Below are 21,787 nucleotides of genomic sequence, written 5' to 3'. Positions count from 1 at the left end.
AAATTTCAGATGCTCTTTAGGTCCTCTATTAGCCTATCAATTTCTATAGCTGGCATTGTCAGTGTTCTTATAGTCCCTCTGGACCCCAACTCTATGGCCATCTTTACTACTGTGTCGTTGTCCGGAGCTTCTATTATGTTTACAAAGTCGTAAGGTCCCATTACCGCATACTGAGCCAAGATCTTAACTCCAAATTTATCCATCACCTCTTTATCCACTTCTTTGATCCTTTCGGGCTTATTCTTCAAAGTTTTCATACCTTCGTCTGTTAGTGTGGTTAACATCACAAATACCGGCATGACTCACCTCCTTAACCTAAATTATAATTCGTAAAACAGGCGCAGTGCAAGAGGGGTTTGAAACCAGTGGATGACAAAAAACTGACTGTACTGCTAACACGGGCTAAGGAAGATATACAGAAGGATAGAGTGATCTTTGAAAAGGAAGGATTTAAAGTAGTTAGTTTGCCGTTAATAGATGAAGAAGCGCTTGAATTTGAGCCTCCCGAAGGTAAGTTTGACTTTGTTATCTTTCAAAGTCAGAAGGCGGTCAAGTATTTTCTCTCAAGATGTGCTTTAAGTGGGAAAGAAAAGATCTTAGCGGTGGGCGAAAAGACAAAGGAGATGGTTGAAAGGTACGGATACACTGTTTGGGCTGTGCCAGCGGAGTACTATGGAGAGGAGTTAATCAAACTTTTGGAAGGACACTCTGGAAGAGTTCTTATCCCAAGGTCTAACATTGGAAGGGAAGAGGTTATAAAAAAGCTAAGACAGATGGGTTTTGAGGTGTTTCCTTTAGATGTTTATCAAATAAAAATGGTGGATTATCCGGCGCAGGAACTGGAGGAAAAGCTCAAGGCGTCTAACTTTTTAGTCTTTGCAAGTCCTTCTGCAGTCAAGTCTTTTTTTGCAAATTTGCAAAAGCTAAACAATAAACCGAGTTTGAAGGATAAAAAAATCATATGTATTGGCAAAACTACAAAAGAGCAGTGGGAAAAACTTTTTAACGCGGAGTGTGAAGTGCCAAAGAAACCAAGCATGTATGAAGTTTTAAACACGATTAAAAGGTTGGCATCTTTTTTGCAATAATATAAGGTTGATGTATCAGGCTACGATAAGGGACGTAGTGGAGTTTGAAGGTATAGGGCTTCACACGGGAGAGTATTCCAAGATCAGGCTACACCCAGACGATAGTTACAAAGGCATTAGGTTTTTTGTCAAGGGCGAGTATATACAAGCTAACTACAAATATGTTGTTAATACGAGACACTCCACAGATCTGGGTAAAGGTGATAGGGTAATAAAGACCGTTGAGCACCTTATGGCTGTTCTTTACATGCTTGGTATTGATAACCTTGTAATTGAAGTTTTAGAAGGCTGGGAAATTCCAGCAATGGACGGCAGTGGTTATTTTTTCTATAAAAAACTGAAAAAGCTTGTTCATAAATTGGAAAAAGAAAAGGAGGTGTTGGAAATAAAAACCCCTGTAAGTGTTAGAAACTGCACTGCAAGAATTGAAGCTTTACCGTTTGATCAGTTTGTGGCTGAATACGTGGGGAGCGTGGAAGGTCTATTCAAAGACCGTAGGGTAAGGTTCAAAGGAAACATAAAAGAACTGATCTTTGCCAGAACCTTCTGTTATGATCATCAAGTGGAAGCTCTCAGAAAAGCGGGACTTGCAAAGGGCGGAAGTTTGAAAAATGCGGTAGTTTTTGGAAAAGGCGGAAAAGTGTATAACTCTGAAGGTTTAAGATCCAAAGACGAGCCCATAAGACACAAACTTTTGGACCTAATAGGGGATCTTTCTTTGTTAGGAAAATACATAAAGGGAAGGATCGTATCTTATTACGGGGGTCACTCCTTAAATTACGATTTAGTAAAATCCCTTGCTGATTTATAAGTTTGTCTAATTATTCATCCAGTATCTATGGAGTAGGGATAAGGTTTGGGGCTATGTGGAGGGCAGGACTACAAAAAATTTTGGACAAAACCAATCATTAGTTAAAATTTTAATTGAACTCAGAAGCGCTAGAAGTGAAGGAAAGATTTAAAAAGGTTGTTGAAAAATTAAAGGACCTTAGAATTTTAGTGGTGGGAGATCTGATATTGGACAGATATATATTTGGAGTTGTTGAGAGGATTTCGCCTGAGGCACCTGTGCCAGTGGTGGAAGTGGAAAGAGAAGAATTTAGACTTGGTGGTGCAGCCAATGTGGCAAATAACCTTGCTTCTTTGGGTGTGAAAACCTACTTGCTGGGAGTTACTGGTTCAGATTATGGAAAACATATAATGAAAGGTTTAATAAGGTCCGCCTCCATAGAAGACCTTACGGTAGAGGACAGTCAAAGGCCAACAACCGAAAAGGCAAGAGTAGTTTCCCTTTCCCAACAGCTTCTAAGAATAGATTGGGAAGATAAAAGACCTGTTTCTGGAAAAACACTGGACAAACTACTTGAAAGGCTTGATGTGGATGTGGACGGGGTTATTCTTTCCGATTATGCAAAAGGTGTAGTTTGTGAGCCTTTGGTAAAAAGACTTAAAGAAAAAAGAGTTTTTCTTTCGGTAGATCCAAAACCTGTGAACAAACATCTTTACTACGGTGTAGATCTGATGACTCCAAACGAAAAGGAAGCAAAGCAAATGGGTCAAGGAGGACCATTGGAAAGCTTAGGCTGGACGCTAAAAAAAGAGCTTGGACTAAAAACCTTGGTAATAACCCTTGGTTCCAAAGGTATGGCACTTTTTGACAAGGAATATGCTCATTTTCCAGCAAAGGCAAAGCAGGTTTATGATGTTTCCGGTGCTGGAGATACTGTGGTAGCGGTGTTGACTGCTTCCTATATTGCCAGTGGAGATTGGCACTTAGCATGCGAGTTGGCTAATCTGTGCGCCGGTATAGTGGTAGGTAAGCTGGGCACAGCACCCATAACTTTGCAGGAAGTTCTAAGCGCCATTGAAGAAAGGTAAGTACTTTGAAGATTTGGCTTGCCAATACCTTTTAAGCTTAGGATACGAAATTCTTATTAGAAACCTCCACTGTAGATACGGAGAAATAGACATAGTTGCACTTGACGGTGAGGTGTTGGTATTTGTGGAGGTAAAGGGAACCCATACAGACTTTAACCCCGCAGAAAGAATAGATAGCAGAAAGTTAAGAAAAATATACAGATGCATAGAAAATTTTTTAAAAGATTACCCCGCACGGGAGTGCAGGGTAGACGCAATCATAATAAGAGACAATCAAATTGAGCACCTAAAAAATATATCACTCTAATATTTCCAAGACCACCCTTTTGTTTATTTTTCTTCCCATAGCGGATACGATGGTCCTTAGGGCTCTGGCAATTCGGCCCTGTTTGCCTATAACTTTTCCTATGTCTGCCTTGTCCACCCTCAACTCAATAACTATGGTCTTTTCTCCCTCTATTTCTGCTACATTGACCCCGTTGGGGTTGTCCACCAAGGACTTGGCGGCAATTTCCACAATATCTCTGAGCTGGCTCATGTTCCTACCTCCTTCTTAAAGTATGTTAGCATTTTTTAGCACACTTTTAGCCCTATCGGTAATTTCTGCTCCTTTTTGTATCCATTCTTTGACTTTTTCCGGTTTTATATCAATCAACTCCTTTCTTTTTGGATCATAGGTGCCGAGTATGTCAATATATCTTCCCTCTCTTGGAGAGCGTGAATCCATCACAACTATTCGATAGATTGGATGGTGCGATCTGCCAAATTTAGCAAGCCTTATCCTCAGAGCCATTTTTTCCTCCTGTATATGGATTATTATAGCATACTTTTTAGCTCTTGGTTCATTTTATCTACCTTCTTTTCAAGTTCTTTTGTGTAATCTTCCAGCTTACGCTGGAGATCTGGATATTTTATGGAAAGTATTCTGATTGCCAGCAGGCCCGCATTTGTTCCGTTCCCTATACCCACGGTAGCTACCGGTACCCCTGGAGGCATCTGGACTATGGAATAAAGAGAATCAACTCCGTTTAAATGCTTGGAAGGCACAGGCACACCAATTACTGGGAGAGTGGTCATAGACGCTGTCATACCCGGCAGATGGGCTGAACCTCCTGCACCCGCAATTATTACCTCTATTCCTCTTTCTCTCGCACTTTTGGCATACTCATACATAGCCTGCGGTGTGCGATGGGCAGAAACTACCTTAACCTCGCAGGGGACTTCAAACTCCCTGAGGACCTCGTAAGCTGGCCTTAGGTATTCCCAATCGGATATGCTCCCCATTATGATACCTACAAGAGGTCTATCCATAATACAATATGATAAAAGATGCACTACAAAAGCCCAGAGGAAGTTCTCAAAGAGTTAAACACGTCCCATTTTGGCTTATCCAACGAAGAAGCTAAGAGAAGGCTTAGCATTTATGGACCCAACGAGATAGAAGAACGAAAAGAAAGTCTCCTAAGCATATTCCTCAGACAATACACAAATCCATTAATAGTGATTCTTATAATAGCTGGCATTTTTGCTTTTTTTTTGGGGGACTGGCACGATAGCGTTGTTGTGCTGGGACTTGTGCTGATAAACGGCGTTATAGGATTTTATCAAGAACTTAAGGCCAAAGCTTCCATAGAGAGTCTCAAGCGTCTAACCAAGCAAAAGGTAACGGTGATCAGGGAAGGAGTAGAACAGGAAGTGGATGCATCCCTTTTGGTGCCTGGCGATCTGATTTTGCTTTCGGAAGGGGACGTAGTGCCAGCGGATGCAAGGCTTTTGGAAGACTCCGGTCTTTTGGTAGATGAAGCTATCTTGACAGGAGAATCTGTACCCGTGGAGAAGTATTCCCATATTGTGCTTGAGGAAGATACACCGATATACGAAAGGCTAAACTGCGTATTTAAAGGAACAGTAGTGGTCAGAGGTAAAGCCAAGGCAGTGGTTTATGCAACCGGAAAGAACACCCAAATGGGACTTTTGGCATCTAAGCTTGAAGAAAAACCTCCCGAAAGCCCATTGACCACTGCTATTGGAAGCTTTTCAAAAAAGTGGCTCATTGCTCTAATAGTCATAATCTCCCTATTGGTCCTTATAGGCATCGTTCAAGGTAGGGATTGGAAATTCTTAGTCTTTTTTGGTATAGCTCAGTTGGTTTCCGCAGTCCCAGAGGGGCTTCCAATCGTCATCACCATCGCTTTGGTGGTAGGTGCTTTAAGGTTGGCAAAAAACAAAGTTTTGGTTAGACACCTTCCTGCAGTGGAAACCTTAGGGAGTGCCACTTTTATATGCTCAGATAAAACTGGGACCATAACGGAAGGAAGGCTTAAGGTGGAGAGTTATTACCCGTTGGACGAGGAAGCCCTCTTTCTCTGTTCTGCTCTATGTAACGATTCGGACGGAAAAAAGGGAGACGCGGTGGATCTTGCGCTTTTGGAATGGTTGGATGAGTTAGGTTTTAATTGGTTAGGTGTGAGGCAAGCCTTTGAAAGGGTTTGGGAGCATCCCTTTGACACCAGAAGAAGATTTATGGCAGTAGTGGTAAAAAACGGTCCATCTTACGAGCTTTACATAAAGGGAGCTTTTGAAAGTTTGTTAAGCATGGCGGAAAATCCTCCCAATGGTTTAGACAAAATACACGACAGTATGGCTGAAAAGGGGCTTAGGGTTTTAGCCTTTGGTAAAGCCATTCTTGATGGAATTCCAGAAAGCATAGATTCTGTGAAGCTTGAAATAGTAGGATTGGTGGGCTTTTTGGACCCACCAAAGGAGGGAGTAAAAGAGGCGGTGGAGAAGGCAAAGAGAGCTGGCATAAGGCTTATTATGATAACCGGGGACAACATGCTGACCGCAAAGGCAATAGCAAGCATGGTAGGTATATACAGAGAGGGGGATTTGGCTATTGAAGGGAAGAAGATGTCCCAGTATTCGGACGATGAGCTTTATGAACTTCTAAAAAGGGTTAGGGTTGTAGCAAGAGCTCTGCCGGAGGACAAATACAGGATAGTAAAGGTTTTACAATCTAAGGGAGAGATAGTAGCTGTAACGGGGGACGGTGTAAACGATGCTCCCGCTCTGAGGGTGGCAAACTTGGGAGTTGCCATGGGTTCTGGCACCCAAGTTTCAAAGGACGCATCTGCTATGATAATAACTGACAACAATCTATCCGTTATCGTCCAAGCTATAATGATTGGAAGGCGGATATCCGCCAACATAGCTAAGGTAATAAGGTATCTTCTTTCCACCAACGTGTTTGAGATCCTCTACAACAGCTTAGCCATACTTACGGGCAAGCCTTTGCCTCTTTATCCAACCCATATACTCTGGATAAACTTAGTAACCGACGGCGTTCAAGATAAAGCTTATCCCTTTACCAAGTTTGAGGGTGATCCTTTTAGAGAAAAGCCCAAAAAACCCCAAAAGATCTTCCTTGGTAAAAAGCAGTTATTTTATGTTATCTACAACGGGACCATATTGGCCCTTGGTCACTTTATACTCTTCAGTTACCTTTTGGAAAAATACCCATACGAAATTGCGCTTACCATAAGCTTTTTGTCTGCGGTAGTATCCCAATGGCCTGTGGGTATACAGGAAATAGGTTCTAAACCCTTTTTGCTAAATCCTATAAGCTACATAAAACTAAACCCTTACATATACCTGGGCATTTCCATAGGTATGTTCCTTCAGTTTTTGGCTATGTCCATCCTTAGCGAATTCTTCAGAGTTGCCCAGCTAAACGCAGAACAACTTGGGTATGCTTTAATTATGCCTTTGGTAGTTTTTGTTGCTTTGGAGCTTAGAAAGTGGTTAGAATATTTGTATGAAGCTTATAGTCGCCAATTGGAAAATGAACAAAACACCAAAAGAGACTAAGGAATACTTAGAAACATTTCTAAGGCTAATAGAAGGGGTGGATGATAACGTCGAGATTCTCATATGCCCACCCTTTACTTCTCTGTGCATAGCTTGGGATATACTAAAAGGCAGTAAGGTAAAGCTTGGTGCCCAAAACTGCCACTATGAACAGAAAGGGGCTTTCACGGGAGAAATATCCTTGGACATGCTAAAGGAACTTGGAGTTTCTTACGTAATAGTTGGACACTCGGAAAGGAGATGGATCTTTGGAGAAACAGACGAGTTGATAAACAAAAAGGTAATAGCTTGCCTTGAAAAGGGTATAAGACCTATTTTGTGTGTGGGAGAAAAGATGGAGGAAAGGGAAGCGGGGATGACGTTGAAGGTCATAGAAAGCCAGCTAAAGCTTGCCCTTTCCGGTTTGGATGAGGTGTCAGAAAGGATAGACATAGCCTACGAGCCTGTTTGGGCTATAGGTTCAGGAAACCCAGCCACACCAGAAGATGCCCAGCTCGTTCATAGTTTTATAAAGGAGCTTTTGGGTAAAGTGAGGGTGCTTTACGGAGGTAGCGTCAATCCTCAAAATGCGGGAGAATTCCTTTCTATGCCAGACGTAGACGGACTTTTGGTCGGTGGTGCAAGCTTAGATCCTTCATCCTTTGCTCAAATAGTAAAGGTTTCTCAGAGATAAAAAGCAAAGACCCAAGAAGGGAATGAGCCCTATGAATGGGTTCTTTCCAAACTCTTCTGCCACGACCTTTACAAGATTTAGACTTAAGACATAAACGGATGCGTAAAGCAGAAGGAAAACAGAAGGCTTTAGAAAAGCCCTATGCCTAATTAGGGACAGCAAAAGAGGACTTAGGATCACTATGTTGGAAAAGCTCACGATTGCTCTACGTAGGATCTCAGCAAGATAAAGCTCCTTGTTCATTCCTACCTTGCCTGCCAAAACGTAAAGGGAAATGAGACGATCCATACTCAGGTGATTTAACTTTTCTCCAAAAGCCTTGGCTTCTTCTACAGGGATAATTTCTACGCTAAGGTCAGCCCGTTTTTGGATCTCCCTCTCAAAGATGTTTATCTCCGCATTCCTTAACCTTAGGCTTTTGTCTTCCCAATAGCCTTCCTCTGCGGTTATTAGCTCTGTTATGTCGCTTTCTTTTAGTGATACCAAAAAAACGTTATGCACCCTTTTATCTTTTAGGTTTGCAAATCCTATCCTGATGTAATAGTTATTTCCCTCCGAACTTAAGCTGAGCCACAGATCGCTGATGAAAAACTCCTCCGCAGGCTTACTCTTTTTAAACTCCCTCTCCAACGAATAGGCGGTCTTAAAAATTTTTGGATAGAAGCTATAGCTAAGAACAAACTGTATGAAAGATAGTAAAAGAGAAACCAACAAGACAGGAAAAAAGAAGCTAAAGGGAGATATGCCAAAGGTGCTGGCTATCCTATCGTAAGACTTGCTGAAAACTCTCCTTAGGTAAAGCATTAAGGAAAGGCTGTTTACGATGGGAGCAGTGTAGTAAAAGCTAATTAAAATAGTGGTAAGAAGAACCTTCGGTATTAGTTCTACTTTTGCGGTTTTGTAAAGAAACAGAACGTCAAATACAGAATAAAGGCTTAGGATTGATGCAAAAACAAAGCTCAGAAGCAGGAATGCTTTTAAAAACTCCCTAAGGTTATAGAAAAAAAGCATTTAGATAAGTCCTTTGTTTATGAGCTTTGCGATGTCCTTTGCAAAGTAAGTTATTATCATGTCAGCTCCTGCCCTCTTTATAGATAGAAGGGTTTCTACCATCACCTTCTCTTCATCAATCCATCCAAGTCTTCCCCCTGCCTTTATCATGGCATACTCACCGCTTACGTTGTATGCACACACTGGAAGCAGTGTGACCTCCTTTACTTTGGCAATTATGTCAAGGTAAGCCAAAGCGGGCTTTACCATGATGATGTCTGCACCTTCCTTTACATCCAGTAGAACTTCCTTTATAGCTTCCCTTGCGTTGGCTGGATCCATCTGATAGCTCCTTCTGTCTCCAAAGGCTGGAGCGGACTCCGCAGCTTCCCTAAAGGGACCATAGAAAGATGAGGCAAACTTAGCGGAGTATGCCATTATGGGTATGTGATAGTATCCAGATTCGTCTAAAGCGGACCTAATAGCTTGAACCATCCCATCCATCATACCAGAAGGTGCCAGCATATCTGCTCCACTTTCTACGTGGGAAATGGCCTGCTTTTTTAGATTTTCCAAGGTTAAGTCGTTATCTACGGTGTTCCCTCTTATCACCCCGCAGTGTCCGTGAGTGGTGTATTCACAAAAGCACACATCGGTTATTACGTAAATATCTGGAACGTGCTTTTTTATTTCCCTAAGAGCCTTTTGGATGATTCCCTGCTCGTTCCAGGTGTCTGAGCCCACTTCGTCTTTGTGTTCGGGAATGCCAAAGAGTATGATGGCGGGAATGCCAAGGTCTCTAACTTCCTTAACCGCATCAACTACTTTATCCACACTGTATCTGAAAACTCCAGGCATAGATGGAATCTCTTCCACTATTTTTTCTCCGTATCTTACAAAGATTGGGTATATCAGATCGTCAAGGGAAAGCTTTGTTTCTCTCACAAGCCTTCTTATGTTTTCGTTAGCCCTAAGCCTTCTTGGTCTTAGCTTTGGAAATTCCATAATAGGACTATTTTAATGCTCAGATTTGATCTTGTAGTAGAATATAAGCACGCCGATTACCGCAGATACCGCTAAGCCAAAAAGCAAAGTATCCAGTGGATTTTTCCACTCTACGAGATTCTTAGTAAAGGTAATGGCAAGTATAAGAACTATAACGCTTGCTAATTTAGACTTTAGTTGGTCTATGGTTTCTATCTTTAGCCAAGGGGCAAGTTTTAACTCTCCTACAAAAAGTTCGTATAAGCCCACGGCGAATATATACAGAATTACCGAAAGAAGATGGATGTCCATCACGGAGATAAACTTTGTAGCCAGCACCGCTGTATCTCTTGCGCTTTGGTCTGTTAAGACCTTGTAGAGCGTCTCAAAAAGCACGTATATACCGTAAAGACCAAGAAACACCGCTCCCACAAACAGACTAAGGGAAGGCAATAAAGCTATTGCTTTACCGTTCTCCAGAAGCTTCTTTAACATCTCCCAGTTCCTCCAAGGACTTTAAAAAGGTTTTTCTAAACTCTTCCTTTAGCTTGTGAGACCAAAAGGATATTTTAAGCGTATTTCCTTCTAATCTTGCCCAAACTTTGCGATGAATGGTGTAGAAAGCAAGAATCAATCCCAACACCAAAAGAGTGGATCCGGTCCAGATGATAGGAGTGCCCGGGCTATAAGAGATCTGCAAACCACTAAAAAAACGTGGTCTGAACCCTTCCATAAAGAAGATGTAAGGAAAATCTATTAGCTCTGGCATTTGAGTAAAGGCAAAAACTGTAAGCTCTGGAGAGTATATGACCGGCACGTTGTAATCTTTACCATCCTTTAGAACTTTTATAATCAGAGCTGGTTTAAGATCCCCTTCAAAGCCAGCCTTTTCGTCCTCAAGATTTAAAACAGACCTGTCTATGGACAAAAGCATGTCTTTGAATTCTACCACCTGACCCGCTTTTATCTCAACCTCTCCCAAAAAAGCTCTTTTTGGATCTTCGGGAAGGATGTTTCTGTCAAAGACCGAGAGTTTTACCCATCCAGCCTCTCCAGTTAGTCCGTAGGTTGCCTGAAATATCCTATAGGGTCCGTGCTCAAAAGGTGCATTTACCGCAACCAAACCTTCTTTTACCACCTTGCCACCTTCAATAATCTGAATTTTACTTTCAAAGCTGGCTATGGCATCCTTTACCTTTGGGTCCCCTCTAAACTCCTTTCCTTTCCTTTTTGCCTCTTCCTCGTAAGAGACTATGTGAAAAGTTTCAAGCTTTATCTGAAAGGGAAGCCTGTAAGATTTTTGACCATCCAAAGACCGCATGATGTCTTCCCTTGAGCCCTCGGCAACCACAACAGTCCCCCTTTTACCAAAGACTCCATCTATCAAAGCTCCAGCCATTATAATAAGCAGGGCTATATGCACCACATAAACCCCAAGGCGCGAGTATTTTCCCTTTTCTCCGTAAAAGTAGATCCTTCCCCCCTCTTCTTCTACAAAAACCTTAAACCCTTTGGATTGCAAAAATTTAATGACCTTGTTCTTATCTGGATTTATCACCACCTCCACGGGCTTTAAGTGCTTTTCAAGATGCTCATCTAACCTTTGAAACCTTTCCTTTGAAAAGGTATGCTTCCAAACGCTTGGCAGTCTTTTGTAAGAGCAAAGGATCAGGTTTATAGCCAAAAGGACTATGAAGAGTATGTAATACCAGGAATGAAACACATCGTTTAGCCAAAGCTTCCATATCCAAGAGGCAATCTCCGGACCGTGCTGTTGCACATAAAACTCGTAAGGCCTGCCCTGCTGTATGTAAGTGGAACCAAGCATGGAAAGAACTCCTATGGCTATCATCAGGAATATAGCAAGCTTTAGACTTGCAAAAAACTCAAAGATGAAAGTAGAAAGTTTGCGATATTTTTTGTATTCTTCGTATAAGCCTTTTACAGTATCCAAAAGAAAGTTAGCAAGGGCTATTGTAAAGAAAAAGCCTGTAAGGGCAAGTAAGAGAAAGTAAATAGTGCCACGCTCCTTCAGATGAAAAAGACCAACTATTGCAACAGCAAAGAAGATTATGGAAGAGATAATAAAAAAGGCAAAACCTCTAAGCATCTTCCAAAGCCTTATAGTAATCTACCACCTCCCTTCTTATCCTGTCAAGGAGTGTTTTTGACTTCACTTCTATCACAGGGTAATCTTTACCGTCAAAATTTACAGTTGGTAGCTGTATAAACAGCCCTCCGTTCTTAGCTTGGAAGAGTTTTATGCCCCTTATGACTATTTGATCTACTCTAACATCTGCGTAAGCCAAAAGTCTTGGTTTTTTTGTGCTTACTTCAAAGGGGTAGAATTTCAGAAGTTCAACCTCGGGAGTGCTGTCTTTGGAGTTTGTAGTATTTTTCAAGGGCTAACCTCCTCTTTAGGCTGCTTACTCTGTCTATAAAGGTAACGCCGTTTAAGTGATCCAACTCGTGCTGAAAGACAATGGCTGGAAAACCTTCAAGTTCGTATTCTTTTTCTTCTCCCTGCAGGTCCAAAGCCTTAAACCTCACCTTTCTGTATCTTTCCACTTCCAAACTCAAACCTGGGAAGGAAAGGCACCCTTCCTTGTATCTTATTGTCCCTTCTGCATGAAGAAGCTCTGGGTTTATCAAAACAAGCTTCAGAGGAGGACTCTCTTTCTTTGGAGTAGTGTCTATGACCATAATACGAAGGGGCTCACCTATTTGATTGGCAGCCAAACCTACTCCCTCTTCCGCATACATAGTATCAAACATATCTTCCACAAGCTTTTTTACACTTTCGTCTATAACATCCACCTTAAGTGTAGGAGTCTTTAATATAGGGTTTGGAAACTTAACAACCTTTCTCACAGCCATAGTTTGAATTAATTTAAGTCAAAAAAGTTAAAATAAAACCTGATGTGTGGAATAGTAGGATACACGGGAAAAAAGAAAGCAATCTTTGTACTTTTGGAGGCATTAGAAAGGCTTGAATACAGAGGTTATGACTCCTCCGGTGTAGCCCTTTTGGAAGATGGTAAGATCTTTGTGGAAAAAAAGGTTGGAAAGATAAGGGAACTGATAAGAAGTCTTTGGGGCAAACAATTAGACGCTACCCTTGGCATAGGGCATACCCGATGGGCTACCCACGGAGGCGTATGCGAGCTGAATGCCCATCCTCACACAGACCAAGAAGGGCGCTTTGCTTTAGTACACAACGGCATAATAGAAAACTACAGAGAACTAAAGGAATTTATCACCTCAAAGGGCATAGAATATAAATCAGAAACAGACACAGAAGCTATAGTCCATCTTATATCCTTAAACTACGACGGAGATCTCCTAAGGGCTGTTTTAAAAACTATTCCTAAGCTAAGGGGTGCGTATGCCTTTGCTGTTTTTACTGCTTTTGAGCCGGGTCGTGTGGTGGGAGTAAGGTATGGGAGTCCTTTGGTAGTGGGCTTGGGAGAGGGTGAGAACTTCTTAGCTTCCGACATACCTGCTCTAATTCCGTTTACCAAGAACATAATACCCTTGGAAGATGGGGAAATAGCGGATCTAACACCTGAGGGGGTGAGTATCTACGACTTTGAGGGAAACCCAAAGGTAAAAGAGTCCATAAAGATCCATTGGGATATAATATCTGCAGAAAAGGGAGGGTTCAAACACTTTATGCTAAAGGAGATCTTTGAACAGCCAAGGGTGGTGGGGGATACCATAAAAGGGTATATATCAAGGGACTACGAGCTTCCCTTCTCCCTGAAAGAATTTAGAAGAATACTTATAACCGCATGTGGAACCTCTTACCACGCAGGTCTGATTGGAAAGTATTGGCTTGAGAAGTTCGTAGGAGTGCCTGTAGAGGTAGTGTATGCTTCCGAGCTTAGATACGCAGACACTCCAATAGGCCCACAGGACCTGGTAATAGCCATATCCCAGTCTGGCGAAACTGCAGACACCAGGTTCTCAGCCCTGTCAGCAAAGGAGAAAGGAGCAAAACTTTTATCTATCGTCAATGTTATGGGAAGTGCCTTAAGCAGGGAATCGGACTATACTTTATACACTCACGCTGGACCCGAGATAGGAGTGGCAGCTACAAAGACCTTTACTTGCCAGTTGGCAGTTCTCTTCTCCTTAGCCATAAGTGAGCATCCAGAAAGGGAAAAACTCATGGACGAGCTTTTAAAGATTCCCCATCTTATGGAGGAAGTTCTTTCAAAAAGTGAAAGTATAAGAGAGATAGCCCTCAAATACACTAAAAGTAAAAATACTCTTTACTTAGGAAGGCGACTTAGCTATCCTGTCGCTTTGGAAGGCGCGCTAAAGTTAAAGGAAATATCCTACGTTCATGCGGAAGGTTATCCTGCAGGGGAGATGAAACATGGACCTATAGCCCTCATTGATGAGAACATGCCGGTGGTGGTGGTTGCACCAAGGGACAGGGTTTATGAGAAAATACTCTCAAACATAGAAGAGGTCTTGGCAAGAAAGGGTATGGTTATATCTGTAGGCTTTGAGGGTGACGAAGGGCTTCAAAAGCTTTCAAGGGACTTTATGGAGGTCCCCAAATGCCATGAGGAGTTAAGCCCCTTCCTTACTGTTGTGCCTTTGCAACTTTTTGCTTACTACATAGCGGACTACTTGGGTTTGGATGTGGATCAACCAAGAAACTTGGCAAAAACTGTTACCGTTGAGTAAATAAAAACTTTAACAGTCCCATTTGGGCATATACTCTGTTTTCTGCCTGGGTAAAGATAAAATCCGCATACTCTTCAAAAACCTCCTCTGTAATTTCCTCTCCCTTTCTGGCAGGAAGGCAGTGCATTACAAGCACATTTTCCTTTGCATAGCTCAAAAGTTGGCGATTAACCTGATAGTTTTTCAGTGCGGAAATCTTTTCTTCTGTCCTATTTTGATTCATACTAACCCATACGTCCGTATAAACCACATCCGCATCTTTAACCGCTTCCACAGGATTAGGGGTTAGGTATATACTACCTCCTGTTATTTTGCATAGGTCTTCTCCAGCTTGATAATAATAAGAAGAAGGTTCATAACCTTCTGGAGTAGCAACGAACAAATTCAAACCAAAAAGTCCCGCACCCACAAGCCAAGTATTGCAAAGATTGTTTCCATCACCCACATAAGCAATTTTTTTGTTTTTTATGTCCTTTCCAAAGCGTTCGTAAAGGGTAAAGACATCACTCAAAACTTGGCAAGGATGGGACATGTCAGTGAGGGCATTTATAACTGGAATGGAAGAGTGGGATGCAAGTTCCTTTAGCTTTTCGTGTGAATCGGTGCGGACTATTAGACAATCTAAGTATCTTGAGAGAGTTCTGGCGGTATCTTTCAGATCCTCTCCCCTTACAAGTTGAAGACTTTCTTCTTGAAGAAATATAACCTCTCCACCCAAAGCCCTAATGCCCACCTCAAAGGACACTCTCGTTCTTGTGGATGGCTTGGTAAAGATCAAAGCAAAATACTTACCTTTTAGGGGCCTTTCTTCGTTTTTTTTGTTTTTAATAGCAAGCGAGCTTTCAAGTATAGTCCACCCCTCTTCCGGCGTAATGTCCCAAAGGTCTATAAAATGCCTTATCATAAGCTATATTATATCGTATGTTTTGAAAGCTTTTTAAATTATGAGTGCGAAAGCGAAGTTTATAGTCGTAAAAAAAATGCTTATAAACGAGTGGGACTTGCTTGCCTACGTGTATGGAACATTCGGAAAGGGAAAAATGCTTGTGAAAAAAGGTTTTCATCCCCAAAACACTTACTGCGCCATTTTTGAACCTTTTAATGTATTGACCGCATACTATCGTCAATCTGGAGAGCTTTTAGTATTGGAAGATCTAATAGAGGTAAAGTTCTACTCGTACTTAGCAATGAAGAGCTTTCGTAGGTTTCTATGGATGACAAAGGTTGTCCAAGCTGTAATCGGTTGGATGTCCTATTATGACAGTTGCATATTTAACCTTCTTCAAAACTACTTAAAAATGGACGTTAAAAACCATAAAGTGTTTGAAATAAAGCTAAAGCTGGAGCTTATCAAATCTCTCGGTGTATACAGGGAAGATCTCTTTGAAAATGCTGTGATTAAAATTTTGAAAAAAATTGATTCTGAAAGCCGAATTGAGAATTTGGAAAAATTATCCCTAAGCGAACCACTATACAGAAAAATATTACAGTCTTTTGATGACATAGTGAGAAATACTCTTGACTGAAAAGGTGAAGTAGGTTTATTTTATTTTTTGATGATAAAAATCTTGCTTTTATTGATTTTGATCTATTCCACAGTTGGTAATACATATTTGATGCCCCTTGGGGTAGGTGGCCCTTCCCCTAAGACCAACTATCAAGATCCGCTGGAGGAGATCAATATTGAGAATGTAGATGAGATCATCAGAAAAGAGATGTCCGTTGAAGAGGCTTTTCGGGAGCTTGTGGATGTTAGAATTCCGGATATGGTAAAGCCGGATATATGGCCTGTGGTTGGAATTGTAACTTCGGGCTATGGTTGGCGAACAATAGGTAGGCAAGTAGAATTTCACACTGGTATAGACATATCTGCTCCTTATGGTACTCCCGTTAGCGTAACCGCAGATGGCAGAGTTGTATATGCAGGTTGGATAAGAGGCTATGGTTATACCGTAATAGTTTATCACGGCTATGGATTTGCCACTCTGTATGCACACCTTTCAAGCATTTTTGTAGGCTATGGAGATAAGGTTGTAAAAGCTCAGATAATCGGTAAGGTTGGTAATACCGGTAGATCCTTTGGACCCCACTTACACTACGAAGTGTTAAAATACGGCATAAGACAAAATCCTATAGCCTACTTACCTTAAAGTAATCCTCTCCTTCTTAAAGCATCTTCATAAATTCTTTTGTATAAATGGTTCCATTCAGGTGTGCCTTCAACTATTCTCTTTGAATAGGACCTTATCCTTTCCCTAACCTCTCTATCTATCTCCTCCTCTTCCTTTAGAGCCTCCATTAGTATTTTCCTTATTCTTGCTCTTATAATGTGGGATTCTTCATACATTTCTACCGAATCGTCCTCTATTATTAGGTCCTTTATCATACCCGCTATTTGATTCATCCTTTCTCTTTTGTTGGTGTTAATATTCATTTCTTCCGCAAGTCTGTTACGAACTGCCCTATAAGCGGTTCTGTAATCTAAACTTGCCTCTTCTATAAGATCCATTCTTTCTTTTAGTATTTCTCTGGTCTTTTCGTCAAGTAGTCTTTCTTCCTCTTCAGCCTTCTTAAAAATTCCTATAATTTTCTTCTTAAAAACATAAGGATCTTCTACTTCTATTATTTTTTCTTCTGTAAGCTCTTTTATAATCCTATCTGCAATGCGCTCCATCAATTTTTCTGGTAGTCTCATAATGTGTTAATTATATCATAGAAACCCCTCTATGATGTTCAAAACCTCCTTCGTATATTTATTTTCTTTTTGATTTATTATAATTGGATTTTCTACAATTAGCTTTGGTTTTAAGTTTTTCACGCCTACAATACGAACCAATTTGGCATTTTTATCTATGAATGGATGAAAAAATTTTAAATACATCGGTTTAATGTTTAAAGTTTCCATAATATTACAGGCTTCCAATAATCTATAGGAAGGTAATAAAACATTTACAAAGCCTCCATCCTTCAAAATATAGGAAGCTGATTCTAAAAAATCTTTTAAAGTTCCATAAATTTCCGTATGATATGGATTTGCTTTTGTGGATGGAGTTTCCGGATGAAAAGGTGGATTTATAACAACACAATCCACACTTTGACGCTTTATATTTTTGTTTATTTCTCTAATGTCACACTCTAAAATTTCTACCTTACCCTCAAGGTTGTTGTTTTTTAAGTTTTGCCTGAGCAGTTGGATCATAGTTTGGTCTCTTTCTACTGCCAAAACTCTACAGCCATACCTTAGGGCTATTAGTATGGAGAGCGCTCCAAAGCCTGCACCCAAATCTGCTACCAAGCTTTTTCTCTTTATACCTTTTATACTTGAGACAAATAAAACTTCAACTACAGAGAGCCTGTGAGCCTTAGGTTGGATAAACTTTACTTTACCTCTGAAGAAGTCAAATTTTTTAAACTCTTCCAAATCTCTCCACTAATTCCAAAAGAATCCTTGCCCTTTCTGCCTGTTTTGTTGTCTCTTCTATTTCTTCCATAGTCTGTGCGGTAGCAAGTTTCTTTATTGCTTTTTCAAACTCTTCTTTTTCTTTACCAACATCTATTTCACCTATGGTGTAAGCTTCTTCTGCTAATATAATGACTTTTTCTGGTGTTACATCCACAAAGCCATAGGTTACCGCTATTCCTTCATCCACCTTTCCATCAAAATAGACAAGACCGGGCTTTAACAAAGTCATCAAATACATGTGCTTTTCTAAAACTCCTATTTCTCCTTCTACAGTGGGAATATTTACCGAATTGACTTCTTTGGAAAAAGCCAAACCTTTTGGTGTAACTATCTCTACTTTTATCATGCTTAGATATTATATCACACGGGTAAGCTGTAGTTTTCTTGAGTTAAAAGGTCAATTCCCACCTGCAAGTTTTCTACCCATTCTATGAACTTATTTACCATTTCCTTGCCCTTGAAGATAGCACCATGCTGAGGAACGATCATTTCTATGTCCAATTGGCGGACCATGTTTGCCCAAAATCTCAGTATTTTGTTGCTTGCCATATACCTCTTGTGAAAACCTTCCATGTATTTGATGTGAGAATCAAAGTCTTCTACAAAAAAGTAATCTTGTCCTAAGCTGGCACCTAAGTCTCCGGAGAAAAGTATTTTGGAACAAGGATCATAAAGCTGAAAGTTCCCTTCGGAATGAAGGAAATGAGCAGGTAAAACCAACAGCTTGCAATCTCCACCTAAAACTATGGTAGTTCCTCTATCGTCTATAGGCACCACCCTGTCCTCTAACTGGCTGTCTAACCCAAAATGGGGTAAAAACCTTATCCAAAGCTTAGATATGTAAGCTACAGCCTTTGTGGTCATCAGCCAACCGTTTATTGAAGCTACTATATCTGGATCTTGGTGGGATAGGAAGATGTATTTTATCTGAGTTGGCGGAACGTAGAGGGAGATATCGGATAAAAGCTTGGAAAACACCTTATGACCACCCGGATCCAAAAGCATTCCCTCATCCTTGTGAATTATAAGCACTTGGTTGGCTTGCACCGCACTTGCAGGAGTTAGCTCTTCAAAGAACACGACCTTGTGTTCTGGAGTATTATAGATTACTCTTTTTGTTTCCATAGAAACCTCCTTACTAAACTAATTATATTTAGGAAATAACTGTTGTAAAAGAGCGTTTGCTCAATTAGACTAATGAAATTTTACAAAAGGGAAGAAAGCCTATCCTCCAAAGTTCTTATAGCTTCTTCTATGTCTTCGCTCTGACAGGCAGCAAGCATGGGAAAGTCTGTTATTTCAATCGTTTCAAGTATGGGTTTTCGTCTCTATCAAAGAAAACTCCGATCCATACTCCACTTATACCTGTTTCCCTCCATTCAACCTTTTGGCTGTTTGATTTCAAAGTTATCCTAACCTTTCCGTCTCTTAATACATCCAGAATTAGGTGCTTGTCCTCTTCTGTTAAGGGGAGCTTGTTTATGTAAATAACATGCCTTTCTTTCTTTTGATGAAAGTCTTTGAGAGCTTGCAATATTTCATAAAGGATGGCTGGTCCGTTCATTAACATGTTATAACTCCTGTATCCCAACTTTCCAGCTGTTTTATTACTTCTTGAACGAGCTTTTGTAAGTTGTCTTTAACAGCGGGGGAAAGCTCCAAGGAAATTTCCAAGCTTTGAGGTTCCATACCGATCACCACAACTTCCTTAGGATACTTACCAGTAAGTTGGGCTATTCAAAGCCTATCAAGGTGGGGATAAATTCTTTGTGGAAGAGTTAGCTCATAGCTAAAGATTTGTTCTTTCATTCTTTAACTCCTATCCGCATACCTATCCACATAGATAAACATAACATGGACTATAAAAACATAAGCAATCTCTATAGGTCTGAGTTTTGGACATACACTCTACCTAAGAGGGTTGGGTGGGAAAAGGCAAAGGAAATAATGCAAAACAGAATGCCTATAAGCTCCAAAAAAGCTTACGAAATTGGCCTAATAGACTTAGTTTTTGGAAGAACACCAAAGGAGTTTAGGGAAAAAGTTTCTGGATTTCTTGAAAGCTTTATAAACACGAGTGATTATGATGTTTTTCTGAAAAAGAAAAGGGAGGAGAGGATTAGGGATTGGATGGAAAAACCGCTTTTTGAATACAGAAACGAAGAGCTTGAGAGAATGAAGCTTAACTTTTTTGGGTTTGACCCAAGCTATCACATAGCCCGCTACTATTTTGTCAGAAGAATACCACCTTTTAGAACACCTCCCTACCTTCCTTGAAGATTTCCCTGTTAACCAGAAAAACCCTGAGAAAGTAGTTTATTAATTCTGGCTCCTTCAGAGCCATTTGAAAAAATTCTTCCGTAAATCTATATATCTTTTCTCCTTGTAGATATATTCTCTTGGTTTATTCTTCTTAACCTCTCCGCTACATAGCTAGAAACAGTTAGCATTATCTCTTTTGCCAGCTCTTCCTTTGATTCAAAGTAGTTGTAAATATTGCCCACACTCATTCCAAGGGCGTTGGCAATATCCGGTATAACGGTGTTGTGATACCCTTTTTCAGAAAAAAGCTTACAGGCTGTTCTTATTATCTCAAGTTTTTTCTTTTCCTTAAGTAGGGACCTGTCCATGATAATTTTATTTAGTTAATTACAAAACTAAGGCAATAACTTTTTAAGTTTTATGTTTTCGCATTGAGAGCAACCAGTGGGGAGCTGAGGCTATTAAGCTACACTGTATCCTACCCTTTTTTAAATCTTGCAGATTTCGGAGTTTGAACTATATAATATATTCATGATTTACTCAGAAACTGTTAAATACGCTTTGTTGGCTTTAGCTTATTTAGCCTTACAGAAAGGGCGGCTTGTGAAGGTAGAAGAGATCGCTCAAGTGCAAAGCATCCCTAAACCCTTTCTCTCAAAGATCTTTCATAAACTGGTCAGGGAAAGGGTTTTAAAATCATACAAGGGTCCCAATGGGGGTTTTACATTTGCTATACAACCTGAAGAAATATCTATATACGATGTGATAAGATACCTTGATGAAGACTATCGCTTAGATTACTGCGCTTTGAGACCTGGAAGATGTGAAGAGTGGCAAACTTCACCCTGTGCAGTTCACGATAAGTGGATAGACCTTAGGGAACATATTATGGAATACTTGACAACAACTACTATTGCAGAACTGGCAGGTGTTGAAGAAAAGCACAAAAAGTCAATCCAAGTGGATGGAAGGAAGACTTAGGAGATTGAAAGGTTATAATTATTGAAATACGTCGGGTGAGAAATTAAGAAAAAGGCAAGTTTTCTTGTTGGAAAGCTCTTTGGAGGGTAGGGACTTATAATATCCCTAAACCTCGCCAAATAAGTTTTTCAATTACATTAGCAGGTGGATGAAAGGTATAACACTTTTGGCTTACCTTTATGGATATGCTATTGGCTATAGCTTTTTCAGAAAAAGCTATGTGCTTGGTTAATTTCTCACTTAGAGTATAAATTCTATAATGAGAGTGTCTATGAACAATCATTCGGAGGAAAGGTTATGTGCAAAGAGTGTGGATGCGGTGGAGAAAATCACAAAGAAAACAAGAAGGTAGTAGAAGTCTTAGTTTGGGACAGGTAGCCTATTCATTATTTTTGGATTAACCTTTTTAAGGCGATAAACCTTGAATCTTCCTGATACTCTTCTAATGTAGGAATCGTGCAGTCTGGGCTACAGAGAGGCTTTGTGGGTATGCTGAGGATAATTTGCTCCCTTACAAGCTGGGTTAGGTCAAAATGTTCTTCGTCTTCCAAAAAACACACGTTCAGATCTTGAGCTTTTAGGTTTATAGTCAGCTTCTCTGGAAAGTTTTCCAGTCTTACAGTTTCTTCGCTTTCAATCTCCCTTACAAATGGCGTTAGACATCTACTGCATCCAAGCTTAATTTCTCCCTTGATTTTCAAATTAACCAAATAGCCACCTGCTGCTTTTTCTATCTCCACTTCTACATCTACCGGCTTTTCCAGATCTCCAAGGTCTGCCGGCAAATTTAAGTCCTTTGGACCGATCGTGTAAAAGCCGGAGAACCGTTTTGAAGTTTTGAAAATTTCCTTTAGGTTTAATACGGGCATAAGATTTAAAATAAGTTAGTTGAGGTCTTTTTCA

General features: G+C 40.4%; 28 protein-coding genes and 2 pseudogenes. 11 read left to right on the top strand and 19 right to left on the bottom strand.

The annotated features are described in order from the left end of the window. Window positions 1-5: 5 nt before the first annotated feature. On the bottom strand, window positions 6-299 hold the full coding sequence (locus K217_RS0104135) for a GYD domain-containing protein (protein ID WP_029551868.1): 294 nt from the start codon (window positions 297-299) through the stop codon (window positions 6-8). Between the two features lie 66 nt (window positions 300-365). On the opposite strand from K217_RS0104135, the gene K217_RS0104130 reads away from it, so the two are divergent. The 4 genes from K217_RS0104130 (at window position 366) to K217_RS0104115 (ending at window position 3,273) form a co-directional block, all read left to right on the top strand. Continuing rightward, window positions 366-1,088, top strand: a complete 723-nt coding sequence (locus K217_RS0104130; protein ID WP_231476992.1) for a uroporphyrinogen-III synthase — start codon at window positions 366-368, stop codon at window positions 1,086-1,088. 10 nt (window positions 1,089-1,098) lie between these two features. Continuing rightward, on the top strand, window positions 1,099-1,899 hold the full coding sequence (lpxC, locus tag K217_RS0104125) for a UDP-3-O-acyl-N-acetylglucosamine deacetylase (RefSeq protein WP_029551866.1): 801 nt from the start codon (window positions 1,099-1,101) through the stop codon (window positions 1,897-1,899). A gap of 134 nt (window positions 1,900-2,033) precedes the next feature. Next, entirely contained in the window at window positions 2,034-2,966 is a 933-nt protein-coding gene (locus K217_RS0104120) for a bifunctional heptose 7-phosphate kinase/heptose 1-phosphate adenyltransferase (protein WP_029551865.1), read from the top strand. Continuing rightward, on the top strand, window positions 2,953-3,273 hold the full coding sequence (locus K217_RS0104115) for a YraN family protein (RefSeq protein WP_029551864.1): 321 nt from the start codon (window positions 2,953-2,955) through the stop codon (window positions 3,271-3,273). The genes K217_RS0104120 and K217_RS0104115 overlap by 14 nt, the downstream gene beginning before the upstream one ends. Here the strand turns inward: K217_RS0104115 and K217_RS0104110 are convergent. From K217_RS0104110 to purE, 3 genes are read right to left on the bottom strand one after another with little or no spacing between them, the layout of a single operon-like run. Next, on the bottom strand, window positions 3,265-3,504 hold the full coding sequence (locus K217_RS0104110) for a KH domain-containing protein (protein WP_029551863.1): 240 nt from the start codon (window positions 3,502-3,504) through the stop codon (window positions 3,265-3,267). The two genes, K217_RS0104115 and K217_RS0104110, sit on opposite strands and share 9 nt — an antisense overlap. A 15-nt stretch (window positions 3,505-3,519) precedes the next feature. Next, on the bottom strand, window positions 3,520-3,759 hold the full coding sequence (gene rpsP, locus K217_RS0104105; protein ID WP_029551862.1) for a 30S ribosomal protein S16: 240 nt from the start codon (window positions 3,757-3,759) through the stop codon (window positions 3,520-3,522). A gap of 23 nt (window positions 3,760-3,782) precedes the next feature. Next, on the bottom strand, window positions 3,783-4,277 hold the full coding sequence (purE, locus tag K217_RS0104100; protein WP_038028095.1) for a 5-(carboxyamino)imidazole ribonucleotide mutase: 495 nt from the start codon (window positions 4,275-4,277) through the stop codon (window positions 3,783-3,785). A gap of 18 nt (window positions 4,278-4,295) precedes the next feature. Here purE and K217_RS0104095 point away from each other — a divergent pair, with 18 nt between their 5' ends. Further along, window positions 4,296-6,833: a cation-translocating P-type ATPase gene (locus K217_RS0104095; RefSeq protein WP_029551860.1), complete on the top strand. Its 2,538-nt coding sequence runs from the start codon at window positions 4,296-4,298 to the stop codon at window positions 6,831-6,833. After that, window positions 6,781-7,506, top strand: a complete 726-nt coding sequence (gene tpiA, locus K217_RS0104090) for a triose-phosphate isomerase (protein WP_029551859.1) — start codon at window positions 6,781-6,783, stop codon at window positions 7,504-7,506. Before K217_RS0104095 ends, tpiA begins: the two co-directional genes overlap by 53 nt. Here the strand turns inward: tpiA and K217_RS0104085 are convergent. The 6 genes from K217_RS0104085 to def are packed head-to-tail and all read right to left on the bottom strand — an operon-like array spanning window position 7,468 to window position 12,357. After that, window positions 7,468-8,517, bottom strand: coding sequence for an LptF/LptG family permease (locus K217_RS0104085; RefSeq protein WP_029551858.1), 1,050 nt, complete (start codon window positions 8,515-8,517; stop codon window positions 7,468-7,470). The genes tpiA and K217_RS0104085 overlap by 39 nt on opposite strands. After that, window positions 8,518-9,501, bottom strand: a complete 984-nt coding sequence (gene hemB, locus K217_RS0104080; protein WP_029551857.1) for a porphobilinogen synthase — start codon at window positions 9,499-9,501, stop codon at window positions 8,518-8,520. Window positions 9,502-9,513: 12 nt separating this feature from the next. Continuing rightward, window positions 9,514-9,975 (bottom strand): YqhA family protein, encoded by a 462-nt coding sequence (locus K217_RS0104075; protein ID WP_029551856.1) that lies wholly within the window; start codon window positions 9,973-9,975, stop codon window positions 9,514-9,516. Continuing rightward, on the bottom strand, window positions 9,947-11,590 hold the full coding sequence (resB, locus tag K217_RS0104070; protein ID WP_029551855.1) for a cytochrome c biogenesis protein ResB: 1,644 nt from the start codon (window positions 11,588-11,590) through the stop codon (window positions 9,947-9,949). The genes K217_RS0104075 and resB overlap by 29 nt, the downstream gene beginning before the upstream one ends. Next, window positions 11,583-11,882 (bottom strand): septation protein SpoVG family protein, encoded by a 300-nt coding sequence (locus K217_RS0104065; protein ID WP_029551854.1) that lies wholly within the window; start codon window positions 11,880-11,882, stop codon window positions 11,583-11,585. Before K217_RS0104065 ends, resB begins: the two co-directional genes overlap by 8 nt. Further along, entirely contained in the window at window positions 11,839-12,357 is a 519-nt protein-coding gene (def, locus tag K217_RS0104060) for a peptide deformylase (RefSeq protein ID WP_029551853.1), read from the bottom strand. The genes K217_RS0104065 and def overlap by 44 nt, the downstream gene beginning before the upstream one ends. A gap of 42 nt (window positions 12,358-12,399) precedes the next feature. Here def and glmS point away from each other — a divergent pair, with 42 nt between their 5' ends. Beyond that, window positions 12,400-14,178: a glutamine--fructose-6-phosphate transaminase (isomerizing) gene (gene glmS, locus K217_RS0104055; protein ID WP_029551852.1), complete on the top strand. Its 1,779-nt coding sequence runs from the start codon at window positions 12,400-12,402 to the stop codon at window positions 14,176-14,178. Here the strand turns inward: glmS and argF are convergent. Beyond that, window positions 14,165-15,082 carry an ornithine carbamoyltransferase gene (gene argF, locus K217_RS0104050; protein ID WP_029551851.1) on the bottom strand — a complete coding sequence of 306 codons (918 nt, stop codon included), beginning with the start codon at window positions 15,080-15,082 and terminating at the stop codon, window positions 14,165-14,167. The two genes, glmS and argF, sit on opposite strands and share 14 nt — an antisense overlap. 40 nt (window positions 15,083-15,122) lie before the next feature. Here argF and K217_RS0104045 point away from each other — a divergent pair, with 40 nt between their 5' ends. After that, window positions 15,123-15,704 carry a hypothetical protein gene (locus K217_RS0104045; RefSeq protein WP_029551850.1) on the top strand — a complete coding sequence of 194 codons (582 nt, stop codon included), beginning with the start codon at window positions 15,123-15,125 and terminating at the stop codon, window positions 15,702-15,704. A 30-nt stretch (window positions 15,705-15,734) separates the two neighbouring features. After that, on the top strand, window positions 15,735-16,328 hold the full coding sequence (locus tag K217_RS0104040) for a M23 family metallopeptidase (RefSeq protein WP_029551849.1): 594 nt from the start codon (window positions 15,735-15,737) through the stop codon (window positions 16,326-16,328). Here K217_RS0104040 and K217_RS0104035 read toward each other — a convergent pair. The 6 genes and pseudogenes from K217_RS0104035 to K217_RS07830 all read right to left on the bottom strand — a co-directional run bounded on the left by K217_RS0104035 (window position 16,325) and on the right by K217_RS07830 (window position 19,378). After that, entirely contained in the window at window positions 16,325-16,873 is a 549-nt protein-coding gene (locus tag K217_RS0104035) for a DUF507 family protein (RefSeq protein WP_029551848.1), read from the bottom strand. The two genes, K217_RS0104040 and K217_RS0104035, sit on opposite strands and share 4 nt — an antisense overlap. A gap of 15 nt (window positions 16,874-16,888) precedes the next feature. After that, window positions 16,889-17,599 (bottom strand): tRNA1(Val) (adenine(37)-N6)-methyltransferase, encoded by a 711-nt coding sequence (locus K217_RS0104030; RefSeq protein WP_029551847.1) that lies wholly within the window; start codon window positions 17,597-17,599, stop codon window positions 16,889-16,891. Next, the gene (gene atpC / locus K217_RS0104025; protein WP_029551846.1) at window positions 17,586-17,987 is read right to left on the bottom strand and encodes an ATP synthase F1 subunit epsilon; all 402 of its coding nucleotides are present in this window, start codon (window positions 17,985-17,987) and stop codon (window positions 17,586-17,588) included. The genes K217_RS0104030 and atpC overlap by 14 nt, the downstream gene beginning before the upstream one ends. 14 nt (window positions 17,988-18,001) lie before the next feature. Further along, a complete protein-coding gene (locus tag K217_RS0104020; protein WP_029551845.1) occupies window positions 18,002-18,766 on the bottom strand; it encodes an oxygen-binding di-iron domain-containing protein in 765 nt (254 codons plus the stop codon). 80 nt (window positions 18,767-18,846) lie between these two features. Beyond that, window positions 18,847-19,205, bottom strand: a pseudogene (locus tag K217_RS07480) (hydrogenase expression/formation protein). Then, window positions 19,205-19,378, bottom strand: coding sequence for a hypothetical protein (locus K217_RS07830; protein ID WP_255326813.1), 174 nt, complete (start codon window positions 19,376-19,378; stop codon window positions 19,205-19,207). Before K217_RS07830 ends, K217_RS07480 begins: the two are co-directional and overlap by 1 nt. Window positions 19,379-19,495: 117 nt before the next feature. On the opposite strand from K217_RS07830, the gene K217_RS0104005 reads away from it, so the two are divergent. Then, window positions 19,496-19,918 (top strand): hypothetical protein, encoded by a 423-nt coding sequence (locus K217_RS0104005; RefSeq protein WP_231476991.1) that lies wholly within the window; start codon window positions 19,496-19,498, stop codon window positions 19,916-19,918. Here K217_RS0104005 and K217_RS07475 read toward each other — a convergent pair. Beyond that, window positions 19,896-20,271, bottom strand: a pseudogene (locus K217_RS07475) (TetR/AcrR family transcriptional regulator); the annotation flags it as partial. The gene K217_RS0104005 and the pseudogene K217_RS07475 overlap by 23 nt on opposite strands. A gap of 163 nt (window positions 20,272-20,434) precedes the next feature. Here K217_RS07475 and K217_RS0103995 point away from each other — a divergent pair. Next, window positions 20,435-20,884: an RrF2 family transcriptional regulator gene (locus tag K217_RS0103995; RefSeq protein WP_029551843.1), complete on the top strand. Its 450-nt coding sequence runs from the start codon at window positions 20,435-20,437 to the stop codon at window positions 20,882-20,884. Between the two features lie 386 nt (window positions 20,885-21,270). Here K217_RS0103995 and K217_RS0103980 read toward each other — a convergent pair whose 3' ends face one another. Next, window positions 21,271-21,753 carry a YceD family protein gene (locus K217_RS0103980; RefSeq protein ID WP_029551842.1) on the bottom strand — a complete coding sequence of 161 codons (483 nt, stop codon included), beginning with the start codon at window positions 21,751-21,753 and terminating at the stop codon, window positions 21,271-21,273. Between the last annotated feature and the right edge of the window lie 34 nt (window positions 21,754-21,787).

The organism is Thermocrinis jamiesonii, from assembly GCF_000702425.1.
GTDB lineage: Bacteria > Aquificota > Aquificia > Aquificales > Aquificaceae > Thermocrinis > Thermocrinis jamiesonii.
This window is presented reverse-complemented; position numbering and strand designations above follow the sequence as displayed.

Coding starts and splice junctions, on each gene's coding strand:
- K217_RS0104135 (WP_029551868.1), bottom strand. CDS start 299: ATGCCGGTATTTGTGATGTTAACCACACTAACAGACGAAGGTATGAAA.
- lpxC (WP_029551866.1), top strand. CDS start 1,099: ATGTATCAGGCTACGATAAGGGACGTAGTGGAGTTTGAAGGTATAGGG.
- K217_RS0104110 (WP_029551863.1), bottom strand. CDS start 3,504: ATGAGCCAGCTCAGAGATATTGTGGAAATTGCCGCCAAGTCCTTGGTG.
- rpsP (WP_029551862.1), bottom strand. CDS start 3,759: ATGGCTCTGAGGATAAGGCTTGCTAAATTTGGCAGATCGCACCATCCA.
- purE (WP_038028095.1), bottom strand. CDS start 4,277: ATGGATAGACCTCTTGTAGGTATCATAATGGGGAGCATATCCGATTGG.
- K217_RS0104095 (WP_029551860.1), top strand. CDS start 4,296: ATGCACTACAAAAGCCCAGAGGAAGTTCTCAAAGAGTTAAACACGTCC.
- tpiA (WP_029551859.1), top strand. CDS start 6,781: ATGAAGCTTATAGTCGCCAATTGGAAAATGAACAAAACACCAAAAGAG.
- K217_RS0104085 (WP_029551858.1), bottom strand. CDS start 8,517: ATGCTTTTTTTCTATAACCTTAGGGAGTTTTTAAAAGCATTCCTGCTT.
- hemB (WP_029551857.1), bottom strand. CDS start 9,501: ATGGAATTTCCAAAGCTAAGACCAAGAAGGCTTAGGGCTAACGAAAAC.
- K217_RS0104075 (WP_029551856.1), bottom strand. CDS start 9,975: ATGTTAAAGAAGCTTCTGGAGAACGGTAAAGCAATAGCTTTATTGCCT.
- resB (WP_029551855.1), bottom strand. CDS start 11,590: ATGCTTAGAGGTTTTGCCTTTTTTATTATCTCTTCCATAATCTTCTTT.
- def (WP_029551853.1), bottom strand. CDS start 12,357: ATGGCTGTGAGAAAGGTTGTTAAGTTTCCAAACCCTATATTAAAGACT.
- glmS (WP_029551852.1), top strand. CDS start 12,400: ATGTGTGGAATAGTAGGATACACGGGAAAAAAGAAAGCAATCTTTGTA.
- argF (WP_029551851.1), bottom strand. CDS start 15,082: ATGATAAGGCATTTTATAGACCTTTGGGACATTACGCCGGAAGAGGGG.
- K217_RS0104045 (WP_029551850.1), top strand. CDS start 15,123: ATGAGTGCGAAAGCGAAGTTTATAGTCGTAAAAAAAATGCTTATAAAC.
- K217_RS0104040 (WP_029551849.1), top strand. CDS start 15,735: ATGATAAAAATCTTGCTTTTATTGATTTTGATCTATTCCACAGTTGGT.
- K217_RS0104035 (WP_029551848.1), bottom strand. CDS start 16,873: ATGAGACTACCAGAAAAATTGATGGAGCGCATTGCAGATAGGATTATA.
- atpC (WP_029551846.1), bottom strand. CDS start 17,987: ATGATAAAAGTAGAGATAGTTACACCAAAAGGTTTGGCTTTTTCCAAA.
- K217_RS0104020 (WP_029551845.1), bottom strand. CDS start 18,766: ATGGAAACAAAAAGAGTAATCTATAATACTCCAGAACACAAGGTCGTG.
- K217_RS0104005 (WP_231476991.1), top strand. CDS start 19,496: ATGGACTATAAAAACATAAGCAATCTCTATAGGTCTGAGTTTTGGACA.
- K217_RS0103995 (WP_029551843.1), top strand. CDS start 20,435: ATGATTTACTCAGAAACTGTTAAATACGCTTTGTTGGCTTTAGCTTAT.
- K217_RS0103980 (WP_029551842.1), bottom strand. CDS start 21,753: ATGCCCGTATTAAACCTAAAGGAAATTTTCAAAACTTCAAAACGGTTC.